13 protein-coding genes, 1 tRNA gene and 3 pseudogenes are annotated in these 17062 nt (G+C 62.3%); 14 read left to right on the top strand and 3 right to left on the bottom strand.

What is annotated here, in order from left to right; translation table 11 throughout:
* Positions 1-21 precede the first annotated feature (21 nt).
* The 11 genes and pseudogenes from PBR20603_RS16220 (at position 22) to nagZ (ending at position 10247) form a co-directional block, all read left to right on the top strand.
* The gene (locus PBR20603_RS16220; protein ID WP_150560551.1) at positions 22-1506 is read left to right on the top strand and encodes a DegQ family serine endoprotease; all 1485 of its coding nucleotides are present in this window, start codon (positions 22-24) and stop codon (positions 1504-1506) included.
* 12 nt (positions 1507-1518) lie between these two features.
* Positions 1519-1764, top strand: a complete 246-nt coding sequence (locus PBR20603_RS16215) for a glutaredoxin family protein (RefSeq protein WP_150560550.1) — start codon at positions 1519-1521, stop codon at positions 1762-1764.
* Between the two features lie 187 nt (positions 1765-1951).
* On the top strand, positions 1952-3757 hold the full coding sequence (lepA, locus tag PBR20603_RS16210; RefSeq protein WP_150560549.1) for a translation elongation factor 4: 1806 nt from the start codon (positions 1952-1954) through the stop codon (positions 3755-3757).
* An 18-nt stretch (positions 3758-3775) separates the two neighbouring features.
* Positions 3776-3908, top strand: a pseudogene (locus tag PBR20603_RS24615) (signal peptidase I); the annotation flags it as partial.
* 65 nt (positions 3909-3973) lie between these two features.
* Positions 3974-4690 (top strand): annotated as a pseudogene (gene lepB, locus PBR20603_RS16205) (signal peptidase I); the annotation flags it as partial.
* 275 nt (positions 4691-4965) lie between these two features.
* Positions 4966-5967: pseudogene (gene rnc / locus PBR20603_RS16200) on the top strand (ribonuclease III); the annotation flags it as partial.
* 60 nt (positions 5968-6027) lie between these two features.
* Positions 6028-6921, top strand: a complete 894-nt coding sequence (era, locus tag PBR20603_RS16195) for a GTPase Era (RefSeq protein ID WP_150560546.1) — start codon at positions 6028-6030, stop codon at positions 6919-6921.
* Positions 6908-7897, top strand: coding sequence for a DNA repair protein RecO (gene recO, locus PBR20603_RS16190; RefSeq protein WP_246174758.1), 990 nt, complete (start codon positions 6908-6910; stop codon positions 7895-7897). The genes era and recO overlap by 14 nt, the downstream gene beginning before the upstream one ends.
* Positions 7894-8655 carry a pyridoxine 5'-phosphate synthase gene (gene pdxJ / locus PBR20603_RS16185; protein ID WP_150560545.1) on the top strand — a complete coding sequence of 254 codons (762 nt, stop codon included), beginning with the start codon at positions 7894-7896 and terminating at the stop codon, positions 8653-8655. Before recO ends, pdxJ begins: the two co-directional genes overlap by 4 nt.
* A 42-nt stretch (positions 8656-8697) precedes the next feature.
* Complete coding sequence (gene acpS, locus PBR20603_RS16180) at positions 8698-9216, top strand: holo-ACP synthase (RefSeq protein ID WP_150560544.1); 519 nt, start codon at positions 8698-8700, stop codon at positions 9214-9216.
* Positions 9213-10247, top strand: coding sequence for a beta-N-acetylhexosaminidase (gene nagZ / locus PBR20603_RS16175; protein ID WP_150560543.1), 1035 nt, complete (start codon positions 9213-9215; stop codon positions 10245-10247). The genes acpS and nagZ overlap by 4 nt, the downstream gene beginning before the upstream one ends.
* Before the next feature lie 124 nt (positions 10248-10371).
* On the opposite strand, the gene efp is transcribed toward nagZ, so the two are convergent.
* Together efp and earP are read right to left on the bottom strand one after the other, a co-directional pair.
* A complete protein-coding gene (gene efp, locus PBR20603_RS16170; RefSeq protein WP_042112803.1) occupies positions 10372-10929 on the bottom strand; it encodes an elongation factor P in 558 nt (185 codons plus the stop codon).
* Between the two features lie 139 nt (positions 10930-11068).
* Positions 11069-12304, bottom strand: a complete 1236-nt coding sequence (gene earP / locus PBR20603_RS16165; RefSeq protein WP_425495827.1) for an elongation factor P maturation arginine rhamnosyltransferase EarP — start codon at positions 12302-12304, stop codon at positions 11069-11071.
* A 141-nt stretch (positions 12305-12445) separates the two neighbouring features.
* Between earP and uvrC the strand changes: the two genes are divergently transcribed.
* Positions 12446-14800 (top strand): excinuclease ABC subunit UvrC, encoded by a 2355-nt coding sequence (gene uvrC, locus PBR20603_RS16160; RefSeq protein WP_246174756.1) that lies wholly within the window; start codon positions 12446-12448, stop codon positions 14798-14800.
* 13 nt (positions 14801-14813) lie between these two features.
* On the opposite strand, the gene kch is transcribed toward uvrC, so the two are convergent.
* Positions 14814-16040, bottom strand: coding sequence for a voltage-gated potassium channel protein (gene kch / locus PBR20603_RS16155; protein ID WP_246174755.1), 1227 nt, complete (start codon positions 16038-16040; stop codon positions 14814-14816).
* A gap of 176 nt (positions 16041-16216) precedes the next feature.
* On the opposite strand from kch, the gene pgsA reads away from it, so the two are divergent.
* The gene (gene pgsA / locus PBR20603_RS16150; RefSeq protein WP_150560541.1) at positions 16217-16810 is read left to right on the top strand and encodes a CDP-diacylglycerol--glycerol-3-phosphate 3-phosphatidyltransferase; all 594 of its coding nucleotides are present in this window, start codon (positions 16217-16219) and stop codon (positions 16808-16810) included.
* 177 nt (positions 16811-16987) lie between these two features.
* Positions 16988-17060, top strand: a tRNA-Gly gene (locus PBR20603_RS16145).
* Positions 17061-17062 lie beyond the last annotated feature (2 nt).

Raw genomic sequence — 17062 nt, 5'->3', positions numbered from 1 at the left:
ATCGCGCACCACGATCTTCCAATGAAGAAGACTCTCCTGCTTCGTGTCATCCTCGGCGGCGCTATTGCCGCTCAATTGGCGGGAGCGCCTGCCGCCTTTGCCGCTCCGGCTTCGGCGTCGACCGCACCGCTCGTTACCAATCTTCCCGATTTCACTCAGCTTGTCGATCGCGTCGGCCCGGCCGTCGTGAACATTCGGACGACCGAGCGCGTGAGCCGCAGTCAGCGAGGCTTGCCGCCGGGTATGGACGACGACATGGCCGAGCTGTTCCGCCGGTTCTTCGGCGTTCCGATGCCGCAGCCAAGCCCGAAGGGCGGTACGCCGCGACGCGGCCAGCCTCAGCCAGATGAAGAGCAGAATAGCGGCGTCGGGTCGGGATTCATCGTGTCGGCCGACGGCTATATCCTCACCAATGCGCACGTTGTCGATGGCGCTGAGAGTATCTACGTCACCCTCACCGACAAGCGCGAGTTCAAGGCGAAGCTGGTTGGCGCGGACAAACGCACCGACGTTGCCGTGGTCAAGGTCGACGCCAAGGATTTGCCGACCGTGCCGGTGGGCGACTCCAATAAGCTGCGCGTCGGCGAGTGGGTGGTGGCCATCGGTTCGCCGTTCGGTCTCGAAAACACGGTCACTGCGGGCATTGTGTCGGCCAAGGGCCGCGATACCGGCGATTACCTGCCGTTCATCCAGACGGATGTGGCCGTGAACCCGGGCAATTCGGGCGGTCCGCTCATCAATATGCGCGGTGAGGTCGTGGGCATCAACTCGATGATCTACAGCCAGACCGGCGGCTTCATGGGCATTTCGTTCGCGATTCCGATCGACGAAGTCATGCGCGTGGCCGACCAGCTCAAGAAGAGCGGCAAAGTGGTGCGTGGCCGGATCGGCGTGGCGATCAGCGAGGTCAGCAAGGATGTGGCCGACTCGCTGGGGCTGCCGCGTGCGCAGGGTGCGCTCGTGCGCAGCATCGAGCCGGGTAGCCCGGCCGAGAAGGCAGGCGTGCAGCCCGGCGATATCATCATGAAATTCGAAGGCCGTGCCGTCGATCATGCAACGGATCTGCCGCGCATGGTCGGCGAGACGAAGCCGGGTTCGAGCGCCACGCTGCAAGTCCTGCGCAAGGGTAAGAATCAGGATCTGCGCATCACGATCGCGGAAGCGGATACCGATGCCCCGAAGGCGTCGAAGGCGCAGAGCGGAAGTGCCGATACGCCGCATCCGAACGCGCTGGGTCTGGTGGTCTCCGACCTGACCGACGCACAGAAAAAGGACTTGAAGCTGCGCGGCGGCGTGCAGGTGGAGCTGGCGGAAGGTCCGGCGGGCCGGGCGGGACTGCAGCAGGGCGACATCATCCTGCGTGTGGGCGACGCCGACATCGTCAGCGCGAAGCAATTCGAAGATGTGGTCAAGGCGCTGGATCCGAAGCGTCTCGTACCGATCCTGGTGCGTCGCGGCGACGCCACACAGTTCGTGCCGCTGCGCCCGCGCGCACCCGGCAAGTAATACCGGGGCATCATGACGGCACCGGCGCTGACGCTTTACGGCCGCAAGTGGTGTCATCTCTGCGATGACATGCTTGCGGCGCTCGAAGCGATGCGCCCGGCTTGGGATTTTTCGGTCACGGTCGTCGATGTCGACAGCGACCCGGCGCTCGAGGCGCAGTATGACGAGATCGTGCCCGTGCTTGCATTGGGCGGGCGCGAGTTGTGCAGGTATCGTTTCGACGCAGCGGCGGTCGCTGCTGCATTGCAATCGGATTGACGTTACGCCCACCACGATTCCTCGAACGACCCCAGAACCCTCCCGCCATTACCGATGTCATGCCGCGATGCGTGCGATTCCGGACGGAATCGGTGCGCTTTCGGCTAAAATGTCGTGTTTGCCGATTCTCTCGAAAGTCGCTGCCGAGCCGAATCCGATGGCACCGACTTTTCTATAGCCCCGCCTCATGGACCATATTCGCAATTTTTCGATCATCGCCCACATCGACCACGGGAAATCGACCCTGGCCGATCGCATCATCCAGTTGAGCGGCGGTTTGTCCGATCGTGAAATGGAATCCCGAGTCCTCGACTCGATGGACCTCGAGCGTGAGCGTGGCATTACCATCAAGGCACAGACGGCGGCGCTGCAATACAAGGCGCGCGACGGCAAGGTCTACAACCTGAACCTCATCGACACGCCGGGACACGTCGACTTCTCGTACGAAGTGAGCCGCTCGCTGTCCGCGTGCGAAGGCGCGTTGCTCGTAGTCGACGCCTCGCAGGGTGTGGAAGCCCAGACCGTGGCGAACTGCTACACGGCAATCGAACTGGGCGTGGAAGTCGTGCCCGTGCTCAACAAGATCGACCTGCCGTCTGCCGAGCCGGAAAACGCGATTCAGGAAATCGAGGACGTTATCGGTATCGAGGCAGTCGACGCCGTGCGCTGCTCGGCCAAGACGGGCTTCGGCGTGGAAGATGTGCTCGAATCCCTCATCGCCAAGGTGCCGCCGCCCAAGGGTGACCCAAGTGCTCCGCTCCAGGCCCTGATCATCGACTCGTGGTTCGACAACTACGTAGGCGTGGTGATGCTGGTGCGCGTGGTCAACGGCACGCTCAAGCCGAAGGAAAAGATTCAACTGATGGCCACCGGTGCGACGTATCCGGTCGAGCAGGTCGGTGTGTTTACCCCGCGCTCCCAGCAACGTGAGTCGCTGTCGGCCGGTCAGGTGGGTTTCATCATTTCCGGTATCAAGGAACTGCACGCAGCCAAGGTCGGTGACACCGTGACGCACGCCGTCACGACCACGACCAAGCCGGCGCCGGAACCGCTGCCGGGCTTCAAGGAAGTCAAGCCGCAGGTGTTCGCCGGCCTCTATCCGGTCGAGGCGAATCAGTACGACGCGCTGCGCGAATCGCTCGAAAAGCTCAAGCTCAACGACGCCTCGCTGCAATACGAACCGGAAGTCTCGCAGGCACTCGGCTTCGGCTTCCGTTGCGGCTTCCTGGGCCTGCTGCACATGGAAATCGTGCAGGAGCGTCTGGAGCGCGAGTTCGACATGGACCTCATCACCACGGCCCCGACCGTGATCTATGAGGTGATCGAGCGCGATGGCACGCTGACAACGGTGGAAAACCCGTCGAAGATGCCGGACCCGGGCCGCATCGAAGAAATTCGCGAGCCTATCGTCACGGTCAACCTGTACATGCCGCAGGAATATGTCGGCGCAGTGGTCACGCTGTGCCAGCAAAAGCGCGGTGTGCAGATCGACATGCAATACCACGGCCGTCAGGTTCGCTTGATTTACGAAATTCCGATGGCCGAAATCGTGCTCGATTTCTTCGATCGTCTGAAGTCGGTGTCGCGCGGCTATGCGTCGATGGACTACGAGTTCAAGGAATACCGCACCTCGGATGTGGTCAAGGTCGACATGCTGATCAACGGCGACAAGGTCGACGCACTGTCGATCATCGTGCACCGTTCGGAGAGCCGTCGTCGCGGCAATCAGGTGGCGGCCAAGATGCGCGAAATCATTCCGCGTCAGATGTACGACGTGGCGATTCAGGCGGCCATCGGTGCGAACATCATTGCCCGTGAGAACATCAAGGCATTGCGTAAGAACGTGCTGGCGAAATGCTATGGTGGCGACATCACGCGTAAGAAGAAGCTGCTTGAGAAACAGAAGGAAGGTAAGAAGCGCATGAAGCAGGTGGGGAGTGTCGAGATTCCTCAGGAAGCGTTCCTCGCCATTTTGCAAGTCGAAGACAAATAACGTAGCGACAGGTCCCGCATGAATTTCGCCCTGATTCTTTTGATCCTGGTGCTGGTGACCGGGGTGGCCTGGGTGGCCGACAAGTTGGTGTTTCAACCGGCGCGCCGCCGGGCAGCACAGGAGGCTGTGGCGCAATTCGATCAGCAGCAGCTTTCGTTGCAGGGATCCGGCGTTCAGGGCTCTGGCACGCAGGAAGGCAGCGCGCTTTCGAGCGCGCGTGCGAAAGTGCGTGACGACAAGCTGCGTCAGCCTTGGTGGCTCGAGTATTCGGCGAGCTTCTTCCCGGTGATTCTGGCGGTATTCGTGCTGCGCTCGTTTGTCGTCGAGCCGTTCAAGATCCCGTCCGGCTCGATGATTCCGACGCTGCTCGTCGGCGACTTCATCCTCGTGAACAAGTTCGACTACGGGATTCGCCTGCCGGTGATCAACAAGAAGATCGTCGAGCTGGGTGAGCCGAAGCGTGGCGACGTGGTGGTGTTCCGTTACCCGAAAGATGAGTCGATGGACTACATCAAGCGCGTGATCGGCGTGCCGGGCGACGTGGTGGCGTATGAGAACAAGAAGCTCACGGTGAACGGTCAACCGGTGCCCGAGACGGCCCTGCCCGACTACTTCGACGAGGAGCACATCGCTTACTTCAAGCAGTTCGAAGAGACGGTGGGCGGCGTGAAGCATCGCATTCTGAACGATCCGAACGTGCCGCCGTACATCATGGGCGCCGACGATTTCCCGAACAAGCAGAACTGCCAGTACAACAGCCAGGGCGTGATCTGCAAGGTGCCTCCGGGCAACTACTTCATGATGGGCGACAACCGCGATAACAGCGCGGACAGCCGTTACTGGGGCTTCGTGCCCGAGCAGAACATCGTGGGCCGGGCGTTCTTCATCTGGATGAACTTCTCGAACCTCAAGCGCCTGGGCGGCTTCCAGTAAGCCTGTGCTTCGCCGGGAAGGTCATCTCCCCGGATGAAGATTTCATTGATGCGGAAATTGACGATAAATCGTCGATTTCCGCATTATTATTTTAAAAATCGAATTAAATGGTGCGACGGGTACGGACCATCGGGGGGATCGACTCGTCATCGCCTCGGAAATGTCCGATCCAGCGCTCTCACGCGAGTCCGAAAAGGCCGCCGGACGGCCGTTTAGCCCGTCGTTTCTTGGCGACGACGCGCGCCGGGGCGGGAGCGTCGCGCTATACTTGCGCCATGTCTCAATCTCTGAACCAACTGGAAGAACGTCTCCAGTATCGTTTCCACGATGCGGAATTGCTTTGCCAAGCGTTGACGCATCGTAGCCATAGTGCCGCCAACAATGAGCGGCTGGAGTTTCTCGGCGATTCCATTCTGAACTGTTCGGTAGCCGCGATCCTGTTCCGTCGCTATGGCAAGCTCGACGAAGGCGACCTCTCGCGTGTGCGCGCCAATCTCGTCAAACAGCAGTCGTTGTACGAAATCGCGCAAACGCTCGGCGTCTCCGATTTCCTGCGGCTGGGCGAGGGGGAACTCAAGAGCGGCGGTTTCCGCCGTCCGTCGATTCTGGCCGACACGCTCGAGGCCCTGTTCGGGGCAATGTATCTCGATGGCGGTTTCTACGCGGCGTATGCGGCGATCGAGCGTCTGTACACCCCGGTGCTCGAACATGTCGATCCGAAGACCCTCGGCAAGGATGCCAAGACGCTGCTCCAGGAGTATCTGCAAGGTCACAAGATTGCTCTGCCGCAGTACACGGTGATTGCGACGCATGGCGCGGCACACAACCAGCAGTTCGAGGTTGAGTGCACGGTGCCAAAGCTCGACATCAAGGTCGGTGGCTCGGGCGCAAGCCGACGTGCCGCCGAGCAGGCCGCCGCCAAGAAAGCGTTGGAGGAAGTGCAGAAGATGCCGGCGCTTGCCAAGCCGAAGGCCGAGAAGAGTGCCAAGGCTGCGAAGAAGCGTGCGGCGAAGGCCGCAGCCTCCGAGGCGAAGAAGGCTGGCCAGATGAGCACTGCGCAGGCGGGCGAGGCGCGTGAGCCGAAGGACGCGAAAGATACGAAGGACGTCAAGGAGCCGAAGGACACCCGCGACGCCGCCGCAGGCTCGGGCAGTGTTCCGGCCATGACGGCGTCTGTCAGCAACGGCTCGGCACGCCCGGCGGCGGTCCCTGTGGACAAAGGCGCGGATAAGACTGCCGAGAAGACCGACGCCGCCAAGCAACCCCCGGCAGCCGCCTGAGCCCCATTCAAGGGGGCGGTGCGAGGCGCCGGCCCCCTATCAAGAGAGTTTCCAACCATGAACGATAAGACGGATTTTCGCTGCGGGACCGTGGCGATCGTCGGGCGTCCGAACGTCGGCAAATCGACGCTGCTCAACGCCCTCGTCGGTCAAAAGATCAGCATTACGTCGCGCAAGGCGCAGACGACGCGCCATCGCATTACCGGCATTTGCACGACGGACGATGCGCAGTACATCTTTGTCGACACGCCGGGGTTCCAGACGCGTCACGCGACGGCGCTGAACCGCTCGCTCAATCGCGCCGTGACGTCCACGCTCTCCAGCGTCGACGTCGTGCTTTTCGTCATCGAAGCGGGCAACTTCGGCCCGGACGACGAGAAGGTGCTCAATCTGCTGCCTGACAACACGCCTGTGCTGCTCATCGTCAACAAGCTCGATCGCATCGCCGATAAAGCGAAAGTGTTGCCGTTTTTGCAGGAGATGGGGGGGAAGCGAGACTTCCGGGAAATCGTGCCGCTCTCGGCAAAGCGTGCGGAAGACATCAAGCATCTGATGGGGGTGTTGCGCCCGTATCTGCTCGAGGGTGAGCCGATCTATGGTGAAGACGACCTGACCGATCGCAGCGAGCGATTCATGGCGTCGGAAATCCTGCGCGAGAAGGTGTTCCGCTGGACGGGCGACGAACTGCCGTACACCAGCACGGTGATCATCGACAAGTTCGAGCAGGAAGGTAATCTGCGCCGGATCTTTGCGACGATTCTGGTCGATCGCGACAACCACAAGGCGATGATCATCGGCAACAAGGGCGCTAAGCTCAAGCAGATTTCCACCGATGCGCGTGTCGATATGGAGAAGCTCTTCGACGGCCCCGTGTATCTGGAAGTCTGGATCAAGGTCAAGGGCGGCTGGGCCGACAATGAGGCCGGCCTGCGGGCGTATGGCTACGAGTGAACTCGACACTGCACCTGACGAAATTGCGACGCCGGCAGACGTAACACCGGCGGCAAGCAACGCGTCGGTCGCCGATGCGCGGCGTGCGCCACGCGCCGGAGCGCGTCCTGTGCGCCAGACGCGCAGCGCACGCACGCGGGTCGTGGACGATGAGGCGTCGGAAGCCTTCCAGCAAGCCGAGGCCAACACCGACACCGTCAAGCGCGAGACCAAACGCGCGCGACGCGCACCGTCTCCCGCCCGGGCGACCGAGCGCGAACAGAGCCGGGTTGCCGAGCAGCCTGGCTTCGTTCTGCACAGTTATCCCTATCGCGAAACCAGCCTGATCATCGACGTGCTTACGCGCGATCACGGTCGTATCGCGCTCGTGGCGAAAGGGGCCAAACGTCCGCACTCCGCGCTGCGTGGCGTGCTTCAGACGTTTCAGCCCCTCTCGCTCGCGTGGCTCGGCAAGGGCGAGCTGCGCACGCTGACCAAGGCCGAATGGGTTGGCGGTTTGCGTCCGCTCGAGGGCGATGCGCTGCTCTCAGGCTTCTACCTGAATGAATTGCTGGTGAAGTTCTGTGCGCGCGACGATCCTCACGACAAGCTGTTCCAACACTATCTGACGACGCTGCATCACCTCGCGCACGGTGAACCTGCGGGCATCATTCTGCGAGCGTTCGAGCGCGTGTTGCTGCGCGAGACCGGATACGCCGTCGCGTTTGACCGTTGTACACAAACGCGCGGCAAAGTGACGCCCGAGCGCCGGTACGTGTTTCATCCTGACTGGGGCGTGCGTCCGGCACGGGGTGACGAGCCGTCCGACTGGCCGGTCATCATCGGGCAGACGCTGCTCGACATGGAGCAAGACGATTACTCCCGGGCGCAAACCGTGCAGCAAAGCAAGCTGCTCATGCGCTTTCTTCTCAACCACCATTTGGGCGGCGTTCCGCTCAATACCCGGCAGATCCTGCTCGACCTGCAAAAACTATGAGCCTCTTCTTCCACGGCAACCCCATCGACCTCGGGGTGAACATCGATCACGTCGCGACGGTGCGCAACGCGCGCGGCACGGCCTATCCCGATCCGATCAGGGCGGCGTTGCTGGCCGAAGAGGCAGGTGCGGACGTCATTACGCTGCACTTGCGCGAAGACCGCCGTCATATTCGCGACGATGATGTGACGAATCTGCGCGGCAAGCTGCTCACGCGCATGAACCTGGAATGCGCGGTGACGGAAGAAATGCTGGCGATCGCGTGCCGCGTGAAGGCGCACGACGTTTGCCTGGTGCCGGAGCGTCGTCAGGAGCTGACGACCGAGGGCGGGCTGGACGTCGTCGGTCTTTATGATCAGGTGGCTGCGGCCACGCAGCGGCTCAGCGAAGCGGGCAGCCGCGTGTCGCTGTTCATCGACCCCGACGAAGCACCGATCCGCGCTGCCGCTCGCATGGGCGCGCCGGTCATCGAACTGCACACGGGGCGCTATGCCGAGGCGCATGACGAACCAACACGCGAGGCCGAGTTCGCTCGCATCGAGCGGGCCGTCGCACTCGGTCTGTCGCTGGGGCTGCGGGTCAACGCCGGTCACGGCCTGCACTACGAAAACGTGCAGCCGATCGCCGCCATCGAAGGCATTTCCGAACTGAACATCGGACACGCGATCGTCGCCCACGCCATCTTTGCCGGCTGGGAGAATGCCGTGCGCGAGATGAAGGCGATCATGGTCGCCAGCCGCATTGCGGCGCGCGGCTGAGCAGCGAGGTCTTTCGCTCTGTCCCATCATCCGACACCCCTCATGAACGATCCGACGCCACCGTCGTCTTCGTCCCTCGATACGCCGCTGCCGGGCGTCGATGCTGTTGTTCCCGAGCCGGGGGCGACAGCGATCTTCGGTGTGGGCACCGACATCCTCCAGATCAGTCGTGTCGTTGGCGTGATGACGCGCACGAACGGGCGGTTTGCCGAGCGGGTATTGGGGCCGGAGGAACTCAAGGTTTATTACGCGCGTCAGAAGCGCTCCGAAGTTCGCGGACTCGCCTATCTGTGCACACGCTTCGCCGCAAAGGAGGCCGTGTCGAAAGCCATCGGGCTGGGCATGCGCTGGCCGATGACGTGGCGCGCGGTGCAAACGCTCAATGCACCGTCCGGCAAGCCGGTCGTGGTGGCGTCGGGCGAGCTGGTGCCGTGGCTGGCCGAACGGCAACTGTCGATCGAGATCTCGATCACGGACGAGAAGGAATACGCGGTCGCATTTGCGATCGCGTCACGTAATTTAGGCAACATTCGCAATATTGCATCGGAGAAAACGCAATGACGAAGCGCAGGCCGGGCCCGGTGATGCTGGACGTCGTCGGGCTGACCCTCAGCGAGGACGACATCCGCCGTATCGACCATCCGTTGACCGGGGGTGTCATCCTGTTCGCCCGCAACTTTGATGACCGCGCGCAATTGTGTGCGCTCACGAAGCAGATTCGCGATGTGCGCGACGACATCCTGATCGCCGTCGATCATGAAGGTGGGCGTGTGCAGCGTTTTCGTACCGACGGCTTCACGCATTTGCCAGCGATGGGCAAGCTGGGCAAGCTCTGGCATGACGATGTGTTCAAGGCGACGCGTGTGACGACGGCCGTGGGTTATGTGCTCGCATCGGAATTGCGGGCGTGCGATATCGACCTGAGCTTCACGCCTGTGCTGGACCTGGACTACGGAACGTCGGCGGTAATCGGCGATCGCGCGTTCGACGCCGATCCGCGCGTGGTGGCCATGCTCGCCAAGAGTCTGAATCACGGCCTGCTCCTCGCCGGGATGGCGAACTGCGGCAAGCACTTCCCGGGACACGGTTTCGTGGCAGCCGACTCGCACCATGAGATTCCGGTCGACGAGCGCTCGCTCGACGAGATTCTCTCGGTCGACGCGCAGCCATACGACTGGCTCGGCATGTCGCTGGCGGCGGTCATGCCGGCGCACGTGATTTACCCGCAAGTCGATCCGAGTCCGGCGGGATTCTCGGCCAAGTGGCTGAAGGACATTCTGCGCGGCAAGTACGGCTTCGACGGCGTGATTTTCAGCGATGACCTGTCGATGCAGGGGGCGAGTGCGGCGGGGGATGTCGTCACGGCCGCGCATGCAGCGATAGACGCCGGGTGTGACATGGTGCTCATTTGCAACAGCCCGGAGAAGGCGGATCGCTTGCTGCGTGAAATGAAGTCGGCGCCCGACACCGTCTCACAGCGCCGCATCAAGCATCTGAAGGGCCGCGGCAAGGTGCATGGCTGGGAAAAGATGCTCGCGCAGCCGGAATATCAGGCGGCGAAGCGTTTGATCGCGCAGACGTTTGGCGGATAAGTCACGTCGATCAGACGCTGGACATCCGGTACAAACAAAAAGCGCTCGACCCTTGGGGGGCGAGCGCTTTTTTTGTTACCTGACTGCCGCATCGCCCGAAGACGTGGCGGCAGTCCGCAGTCGCTTAGACGCGGCTGCGGTACTCGTCGGTACGCGTATCGATTTCGATCTTGTCGCCGGTGTTGACGAACAGCGGCACCTGGATTTCCAGCAGATCGTTGATCTTGGCGTTCTTCAGAACGCGGCCCGACGACGTGTCGCCCTTGACGGCCGGCTCGGTGTATTCCACCACGCGCACGAGCGAGGTCGGCAGGTCGACCGAGATGGCCTTTTCATTGTAGAAAACGACTTCGCATTGCATGCCGTCTTCCAGATACTTGATCGCGTCGCCCATGTTTTCGGCTTCGACTTCGTACTGGTTGTAGTCGGCGTCCATGAACACGTACATCGGGTCGGCGAAGTACGAGTAGGTCACTTCCTTCTTGTCGAGCACGACGACGTCGAACTTGTCGTCGGCCTTGTACGAGAACTCGCCACGACCTTCGGTCAGCAGCTTCTTGTACTTCATCTTCACGACGCTGGAGTTACGGCCCGACTTGACGTATTCGGTCTTCAGCACGACATTGGGCTCACCGTCGATCATGACGACGTTACCGACGCGGAGTTCTTGAGCGGTTTTCATAAAAAACGAGATCCTGTGACGAAATAAGCGATTTGCCGCTTGTTTGAGCGCTTCCATACGCCCATTCGCCGCTTGATTCCCGCGTCCGCCCGGAACGATCCGGGGCAGCAGGTTCAGCAGCAAAGCGTTGAAAAACCAGCTATTTTACCTGAATTTCCACGAAGCTTGCCAACTGTCGCGCTAGATCCGGATGACCGGCCTGCGCGTTTGCCCACGCGCAGGCGTGGCGATTCAGTTCCGGCAGGGCGGCAGCCAGTGCAGGCCAGTCGGGCGCAGTGCTCGCGTAGCCATTCCAGAGATGCCAGAAGGTGCGCAGCGCCTCACGCGATCCGTGCGACAACGGGGCTGCGTCGGGCGTGTTGTCGTGCAGATCCGCCAGATACCGGTCGAGAAATGCGTCGAGCTTCCCATGATGGGCATTCTCGTCCTGCGGATAGATATGCCAGACGAACGGCTTCGCTGCCCATTGCGCACGCACGAACGAATCTTCCCCGCGCACGAAATTGAGATCGCACGCCCAGAGCATTGCGTCGAACTCGGTTTGCGGGACGAACGGCAGGCCATATACCGTCAGCGCACCTCGCGTGGCAGACTCCCCCGGCGCCAGCACGGCTCGGTCGAACCAGGCGCCTACGGCCGGCGCGATACGCCCCTGCGGGACGAGGCAGACGATAGGTGTCGCACTCTCGGCCCACTGGGCGAGCAACCCGGGAAGCGCGGCGTTCTCATACGCAAATAGCGATACGACCATCGCATCCGTCGGCGCGGCAGGCAGGCCGAGCGTTCGTTGCCACCAGGCGTCGCGCAGCGCCGGTGAGGCGAGGAACGCGTCGCGTCGGGAAAACAGCTCCCGCTCCCGGATGAGTCCGCCGGTGCGTTCGGTAAATCCGGGGAAAAAGAACGTTTTGAGGAGCCCCAACTGCGGATGCAACGACTTTTGCAGATGGCAGTCGTCGACCCAGTCTTCCGCACTCAGATACTCCAGATTGATCCACACAGGCGCGTTGCCGGCCTGTTTGCGCGCGTGCATCGCCTGTACGCAGGCGTCGGGAATATGGCAGGCAAATGCTTCGATGACGATATCGCCCGGCGCATTGTCGTCGGTGACGGGGCCGAAGTCGGCATCCCAGCGGTGTACGTCCACGCCATCGCAGCGCTGCCGGGTCAGCGAAGGATCGATGTCCGGACGCAGGTGACGGAAACTCGCCAGATCGTCGACCCATAGCCTGACTGACCAGCCATGCTCGCGCACGAGTTGCCGGGCGAGCCGCCAGCACACGCCGATGTCGCCGAAGTTGTCGACGACGGTGCAGAACAGATCGCAGCGCGGCACCAGAGGAAGGGCGCTCGACGCGGGAGGGGATGCAGTGGGCAGGGACATTGAGAAGCGGCGACGCGGATTGGTCTAAACTTCGGATTTTAGTCCCTGCGACGCGTGACGATGTGATCGCGGGCGCGGCGAACGGTGCCATGCCTGCGCCCCTTCGCGCCAGGGACGCTCCGATTGCCAGAGTTCATGACCGAAGACGCCCACGACGTCACGCCACCGCGCAAGTCCCGCAAAGCGAAATCCGCCGCCGGTGCGGCCGTCGCGACGCCTTCGGCGCAGACAGCGCCGGAAAGCGCCGGCACACCGGTCGATGTGTCGGGCGGCGAGCCTGCAAAGCCTGCCACGGCCGACAAGACGAAGCGAACGCGTCGCGCGGACGCTCAAGCGCTCTCTGCCGGTGACACCAACGACACCAACGACGCGCTGCCGTTCGATGCCCGCAAGGTGCTCGCCCAGTTGCCAAACCTGCCCGGCGTCTACCGCTATTACGACGCTTCGGGCAACGTGCTTTACGTGGGCAAGGCGCGCAATCTCAAGAAGCGTGTGTCAAGTTACTTCAACAAGACACAACTTTCTCCACGCATTGCGCTGATGGTCGCGCGCATCGCGAAACTGGAAACGACGGTCACCCGCTCGGAAACCGAGGCGCTGCTGCTTGAGAACAATCTCATCAAGGCGCTGCATCCGCGTTACAACATTCTGTTTCGCGACGACAAGTCGTATCCGTTTCTCAAGCTCACGCAACACAAATATCCGCGCATGGCGTATTACCGTGGGTCGGTGGATCGCCGCGGGCAGTATTTCGGACCGTTTCCCAGCGCGTGGGCGGTGCGCGAGAGCATTCAGATCCTGCAGAAGGTGTTCCAGTTGCGGACCTGCGAGGACTCCGTTTTTGCGAATCGCACGCGTCCGTGTCTGTTGCATCAGATCGAGCGATGCAGTGCCCCGTGCGTGGGTGCCATTCGGGACGATGACTACGCGCGTGATGTGAAGAACGCGGTGGCGTTTCTCTCCGGACGTCAGAACGAAGTGCTCGGCGCGCTCGAAGAGAAGATGATGACGTACGCCGAGGCGCTTCAGTTCGAGCAGGCGGCCGTCGTGCGTAACCAAATGCAGGCGCTCTCCGGTGTGCTGCAACAGCAGTCCGTCGAGACGGCGGGCGACGTCGATGCCGATATCCTTGCTGTCGCCTATGCGGGGGGACGCGCGTGCGTGAACCTCGCGATGGTTCGCGGCGGGCGTCACCTTGGCGATAAGGCGTACTTCCCGGCACATGTGGAGCGAGGCGTAGAGGGCGGCATTGCCGACGAATTCGAAGACGACGACGGGGTCGCACCGGAAGCGTCCCGCGCGAACCCGGAGGACTCCGTGGACACGGCTGGCGAGATCTCGAGCGACCTGCCGTCGGATACGCCGTCGGCATCGCTCGAATCGCGTCTGCTCGAAGCCTTCGTCGCGCAGCACTATCTGGGACAATCGGTGCCGCCCGTGCTGATCGTGAGTCACGCGTTGCCGGGCGACGAGTTGCTGACGGCCTTGTCCGAGCAGGCGGGGCGGCGCATTGCGATGGTGCGTCAACCGCAGGGACAACGACGCGCGTGGCTCGACATGGCGCAGCAGGGCGCACAGCTCGCGCTTGCGCGTCTGTTGACGGAGCAGGGCAGCCAGCAGGCGCGCACGCGGGAACTGGTGCAGACCATCGGACTCGACATTGAGGACCCGGCTTTGCTGCGTGTGGAGTGCTTCGACATCAGCCATACGCAGGGGGAAGCGACACAAGCGTCGTGCGTGGTGTTCCACCATCACAAGATGCAGACGAACGAGTACCGGCGTTACAACATCTCGGGCATTACGCCGGGCGATGACTACGCGGCGATGCGTCAGGTGCTCACGCGCCGGTACGGCAGGTTGATGGAGGCGGCGGCAGCGACGGTGAGCGACGCGGCAGATCCGTCATCGGTGGCGGCCGATGTGGCGCGGGCAGAAGCCGATACGGTGGTGATGCCGGACAGTGAGGGTGCGGCGCAGACGAGCGAGTCTAATGAGGTCAGTGCATCGGCCGCCGCCGCGCCGGAGGCCTCTGACGTGGAAGCCAATCTGCCGCAGTTGGTGCTGATCGACGGCGGCAAGGGGCAGGTGGAAGTGGCGCGTCAGGTGTTCGTCGAGCTGGGGATCGACATTGGCCGCCTGGTCGGTGTCGCGAAAGGCGAGGGCCGCAAAGTGGGCCTGGAGACGCTGATTTTTGCCGACGGACGTGCGCCGCTCGAACTTGGCCGCGAGAGTGCGGTGCTGATGCTGATTGCGCAGATTCGCGACGAGGCGCACCGCTTTGCGATTACGGGTATGCGGGCCAAACGTGCGAAGGCGCGTCAGACGTCGCGACTCGAGGAGATCGAAGGTATCGGGGCGAAGCGTCGACAGCGGTTGCTGATGCGATTCGGCGGGTTGCAAGGGGTGGCGTCGGCCAGCGTCGACGAACTGGCAAGCGTCGAAGGCATCTCGACGACGCTCGCTGAACAGATCTATCGCCAACTGCACTGACACCCACGGCGCTTCACGTATCGCCGTGGAACAGCAGGCGCATCACGGTGTCGTTGTCGACGGTCTCGCCGGACAGCGTGCGGGCAAGAAGCTCGCCACCGACGACGGGCGGCGCGAAGATCATGTCTGGCTGAACACGCTTGAGTTTGCTCAAGTGCTTGCTGTCGTTGACTGACGCGATGGTGCGCACCGCTGGCGCGATTTCCTTCGCGGCGAGCACGATGAAGGCATTTTCCGAGTCGTCGGCACGCAGCGCGAGCACGGCCTTGGCGTGTTCGATGCCGGCGTGCGTTAGCACGGTGTTGTCGCTGGCGTCGCCATGCATGACATCGGCATCTTCCGGATAGGGGTTGTCGACGCCGTTGGCGATGATGACCGTGACCGGCCAGCCGCGCTTGGTGAGTTCGTGGTGCACGTTGATGGCGAGCGGCGATGCGCCGGCCACGATAAAGTGGTTCTTGCGTATCACGTGAGTGAACCTCCCCGCGAGAATTTTCTTAAGGTTGCCGCCGACAAGCGGTCCGATGACGACGGTCAGCGACGTCGCAAACACACTGATCCCGAAGATGATGACCGACGCGGTGAAGAGCCGTGCGTCGGTGGAGTGCGGCACGATGTCGCCGTAGCCGACGGTCGTCATCGTGACAATGGAGAAGTAGAACGCGGTGGCCAGATCGGTGACGGGTGGTGCGAATTCGCGGCCGAGATACATGGTGCCAAACGTGGCATAGACGAGCAGCGCGAACACGGCCACGAGCGTGTAGAGGGTGGCCGCAGCGAAGCTGGCCCGGTCGAATTCCCGCCAGTACCAGAGCAGTAGCGCGATACAGACGAGCGAGAGGACGAACGTCAGATCGAAGCGGATGTTCAGGTGGAAATTGATGGCCGCGGCCAGCGCGAGCATGACAAGCGTAAAGGCCCACGCGGTGCGGGCACGGATGACGAGGCCGCAGGCGAGTGCCACCAGCGACAGTCCTGCAAGGGCGCGGGGCAGGTGAGAGAAGTCGATGCGCTCGATGGCGTTCAACCCGAAGAGCAGCCGGGGCAGATGAATGGCTTCGATGCGCTCCAGCGCGGAGAGGTCGCCGCGCACGAAGAGATCGATGAGCACGGTGCCGGGCACGCGCAGCAGCACGGAGGCGACGAGCAGCAGACCGTCGATCCCGACCAGTGCCGCGATGACAACGTGAGGGGGCAACAGGGGGCGTCGCAGGGCGGGCAGGGGCCAGGGCAGTTTCACGAGATCGGCGCTATTGGCGGGGTGTTGCGAGCAAGATAGGGGCACACTGGCGCACATGTCAACCGCTGTGCGGCGCCTCGGCCTTGTGGCTGCGGGGCAGACACGGCACAATGCGGGTCTGGTACGGCTGCCGAGGGCGCCGTGTGTCGACTGCCGTTTGCCGAACTCATGCTGCCATGCCTTTTAATGTCCCCATATTCCTGACCTGGCTTCGGATCGTGCTGATCCCGTTGGTGGTCGGCGTCTATTACCTGCCGGCGACCTGGTTGTCGTCGGTCGAGATGAACTGGGTGGCGTGCGGCGTCTTCGTGCTGGCGGCGCTAACCGACTGGTTCGACGGTTTTCTCGCGCGCCGCTGGAATCAGACGTCGGCGTTCGGGGCGTTTCTGGACCCGGTGGCGGACAAGCTGATGGTGGCGGCGGCGCTGCTGATGTTGCTGCAGATGGGCCGGATCAATGCGCTGGTGGCGTTGATCATCATTGGCCGTGAGATCACGATTTCGGCGTTGCGTGAGTGGATGGCGCAGATTGGCGCGTCGCGCAGCGTGGCGGTGCATCAGTTGGGCAAGATCAAGACGGCGGCGCAGATGGTGGCGATTCCGTTGCTGCTGTTCAACGGCACGGTGGTGTGGAACGGACTGCGTTTCGACTCGCGCTTCTGGGGGACTTGGCTGATTTACGTGGCGGCGGTTCTCACGTTGTGGTCGATGTTGTATTATTTGCGCCGCGCGTGGCCGCAGATTCGAGAGCGCGGTGCGGGCAAGATGTGAGCGTAAGTCCCTGAAGACGCGGGATTTGTGCGGTGGAGAAGAAAAATCTTCACAAATTTTCGGTGCAGATGCTTGACACTGAATCACGCTTTCGACATAATCTCATTCTCGCTGCTACGGCACTAGCCCGGCAGCGAAATTTTGAGAAGTGGTTGGATTGGTAGTTCGCATGACAATGCGGGAGTAGCTCAGTTGGTAGAGCGCAACCTTGCCAAGGTTGAGGTCGCGAGTTCGAGACTCGTCTCCCGCTCC

This window comes from Pandoraea bronchicola (genome assembly GCF_902459805.1).
GTDB classification, from domain to species: domain Bacteria; phylum Pseudomonadota; class Gammaproteobacteria; order Burkholderiales; family Burkholderiaceae; genus Pandoraea; species Pandoraea bronchicola.
This window is presented reverse-complemented; position numbering and strand designations above follow the sequence as displayed.